The sequence below is a fragment of the Spirosoma spitsbergense DSM 19989 genome, from assembly GCF_000374085.1.
Lineage (GTDB): Bacteria > Bacteroidota > Bacteroidia > Cytophagales > Spirosomataceae > Spirosoma > Spirosoma spitsbergense.
In genome coordinates, this window is the sequence record NZ_KB893490.1 from 1 (window position 1) to 2923 (window position 2923).

Genomic DNA, 2923 nt, shown 5'->3' on the forward strand with positions numbered 1-2923 from the left:
TAGTTTATTCCGTCACGGTTTAGATGAACTGCGCGATAGAATCCTTAAAGGCCAACCTGTTGGCCACCTTGTACCACTTTTGTCCTGTACTTAGCACGATTACTTAATAGGCATCAGTCAAAAGGAGCCGAAAAATGCCTATCCTTCCAAGCGACAAATTGAAATATACCCGACTATAACCTTGTTTATAGTACTGGTTTTATTGGTCTGCCTAGTGCCGAAAATAGCCTTCAATTTGTTCGAGACTTTTCCCTTTTGTTTCAGGAACGTGTTTATAAAAAAAGACCCAGGCACCGATGGCTATTAAGTATTCAAGCAGAATTAAATCGCATTCTCTACCCAATTATTGCCCGAAAATGGCCGGTTGAGTAGGAGGGCAGCCTGTACGGATTTAAACCGTACAGAAAACACGATGCAACCTATACCAGAAGCCTGACGAGGGTTACAGAGCTATTTTTTGCCCGAACAGTACTGTACGCCAATAATCTCTTGAATGTCAAACCATCTGGTCTCAGGTATTTACATCCACTCTACTGCTTCATAACTGTCTAAAAATTAGCGAATTCGCTTCGTTAATTTCATTCTGACTAATGGTGTGGCCCATATTCACATAAACTTTCTCGGTTATATCGGCCCCCATGCTCTTTAACAATGCAGTTGATTCATGCACCCGCTCAACCGGAACGTGGAAGTCAGGATCGCCGGTGCCAATAAAAATGGGCGTTTCTAAAAACGTACCGCTGTACTTTTCGAGGTAGATTTTATCCCCAATCAGTCCACCGGTAAAGGCAACTACGCCCCCATACCGGGTTGCCTGTCGGGTAACAAATTCCAACGTGAGACAGGCCCCCTGAGAAAACCCAAGAAAATACAGGCGTTCGGGCGGTATGCCTTGTCTCTCAAGCGATTCGACTAAATCAGCCAGCATACTCAGCGAAGAGGAAAGCCAAGGCTCATTTTGTGCTGGCGGAGCCAGGAAGGACGCTGGGTACCAACTGTTGTCTGGAGCCTGAGGTGCCAATATAGCGAAATTAGAAACGGTCAGATGGCTGGCTATTGACAGAATATCACTGGCCCTCCCCCCTCTGCCATGCAGTAAAATCAGGGTCCTGGGGGCATTCTCCAAGGGTTGCCCAGCCGTGAGAATTGCTTTCTGGTTCATCAGTTATGAAATTAACGTGTTCAAACGGCAAACAGCCAAGTTTTAGTGTCCTGTCTGCTCCCATACATCCAGATACTGATCGGGATCTTGTCTAAACTGAGCCAACACATAAGGACAAAGCGGACGCACTGTCAGCTTATGCTCCCGCACGTAAGCGACCATTGTTTGAAATAGTTGTTTGGCATACCCTTTCCCCTCAGCCTCCGGAATCACTCCAGTATGGTAAACTGTCAGGATATTTTTTGCGATATCAATGATCATTTCCCCGATTTTAGCCCCTGCCTCATAAATAAAAAAGGCACCTTTCTGCTTTTCATTAAGTTTCAATTTTATACTGACTATCATGCATCGGGAAATTTATTTCAGGGCTGGTAAGGTACTTTCTAAGTTTGTTCGCAAGGCTTCGTGCTGCCCAGGTAGCCTGAGACTCTCGCCCAGTTTCTCTAACGGCTCATCGACCGTAAAGCCAGGATTATCGGTAGCAATCTCAAACAAGACGCCACCCGGTTCGCGGAAGTAAAGAGAAAAGAAATAGTCGCGGTTTATTTTTGGGGTTATCTGAAATCCTTTACGTAAAATCGTTTCGTGGTATTCCATTTGGACGGCTTCGTTCGCCACCCGGAAGGCAATGTGGTGATTCGTTCCGGCAGCATTTCGGCCCAATTGCCCTTTCGGTTCTTCGAGTAGGTCGACAATCGACGCGTTCGGTATGGCATCGGTCATGAATCGATAGCGGTTTCCTTCCTGCGCCAGTAGACTATAACCGAAAATATCGGTTAGTACTTTAGCCGTTCTGTCTATCTTTTGCAAAGTGAGCGTAACACTACGAAGACCCCGGGTTGCTATGTCCTGCTTTACATCCGCCGTTTCCCAAGCTGGCCGGTCGTCGGTGGTTTTAGAAACGACGAATGAGAGTGACAGACCATCCGGGTCGACAAATGGCAGGCAGCGTTCGCCAAACCTTTCGGCCGGTTCGTCTATAGACACTCCGAACTCGCGAAGCCGACCAGCCCAGTTATCCAGACTATCCCTGGGAACGGAGTACCCAATTTCAGTAGCCATGCCAACCCCGTTTTTACCTGGTCCGATACCTTCCCAGGGAAAGAAGGTAAGGATGGTGCCGGGCGTACCTTCTTCATTGCCATAATAAAGGTGGTAGGTGCTAGGATCGTCAAAATTGACGGTTTTTTTTACCAGCCGCAGCCCCAGCACATGGGTATAAAAATCGAAATTGCGCTGAGCATTGTTAGCGATGGCCGTAACGTGATGAAACCCTAAAATGTGATTTTCCATCGTTACAGTTCAGTTGATATTGGCATCTGGCTATTCAGGTTGCCGAGTAACAGGGCCGTTTCTTTCCGAAGTATAACCAGAGTGTCAGATTCACCGCCGAATTAATGTAAACTCAATGTACTCTGTAGAACGACCACGTTCACCCCGAGACTCACTAATAGTGTGGTTGCGAAAAATTCAATCAGAAAAACCGTTCACTCCGACCTGTTTGTACCAAGGGCTTCAAATAGGATGCCAGGACAAGAAATAACATAAACATAAAACTAAGTTATTCAACGTGAGCTATTTATATTTCAGGGAGTCTTATTTTCAGTTGTATTTTATCTCCAATAAGCAGTAGTTTTATCCAATTAGCTCCAAGTCGTTGGAACTACAGGTTAAACGCATTAAAATGGAGCTTTTCCGTGCCGTACCGATCTTTGTGGCATGGATTGGACTACTTTCTTTGCCGACGTACCGGACTTTCGA

3 protein-coding genes are annotated in these 2923 nt (G+C 46.0%); all 3 read right to left on the reverse strand.

The features are described from left to right. Nucleotides 1-538 precede the first annotated feature (538 nt). Genes B157_RS0111320 through B157_RS0111330 form a run of 3 tightly spaced genes read right to left on the reverse strand, consistent with a single transcriptional unit; the run spans nt 539 to nt 2455 of the window. Nucleotides 539-1162 (reverse strand): alpha/beta hydrolase, encoded by a 624-nt coding sequence (locus B157_RS0111320; protein ID WP_020603442.1) that lies wholly within the window; start codon nt 1160-1162, stop codon nt 539-541. Nucleotides 1163-1204: 42 nt separating this feature from the next. After that, nucleotides 1205-1507 (reverse strand): GNAT family N-acetyltransferase, encoded by a 303-nt coding sequence (locus tag B157_RS0111325; RefSeq protein WP_020603443.1) that lies wholly within the window; start codon nt 1505-1507, stop codon nt 1205-1207. 12 nt (nt 1508-1519) lie between these two features. Next, nucleotides 1520-2455, reverse strand: a complete 936-nt coding sequence (locus B157_RS0111330; protein WP_020603444.1) for a ring-cleaving dioxygenase — start codon at nt 2453-2455, stop codon at nt 1520-1522. Nucleotides 2456-2923 lie beyond the last annotated feature (468 nt).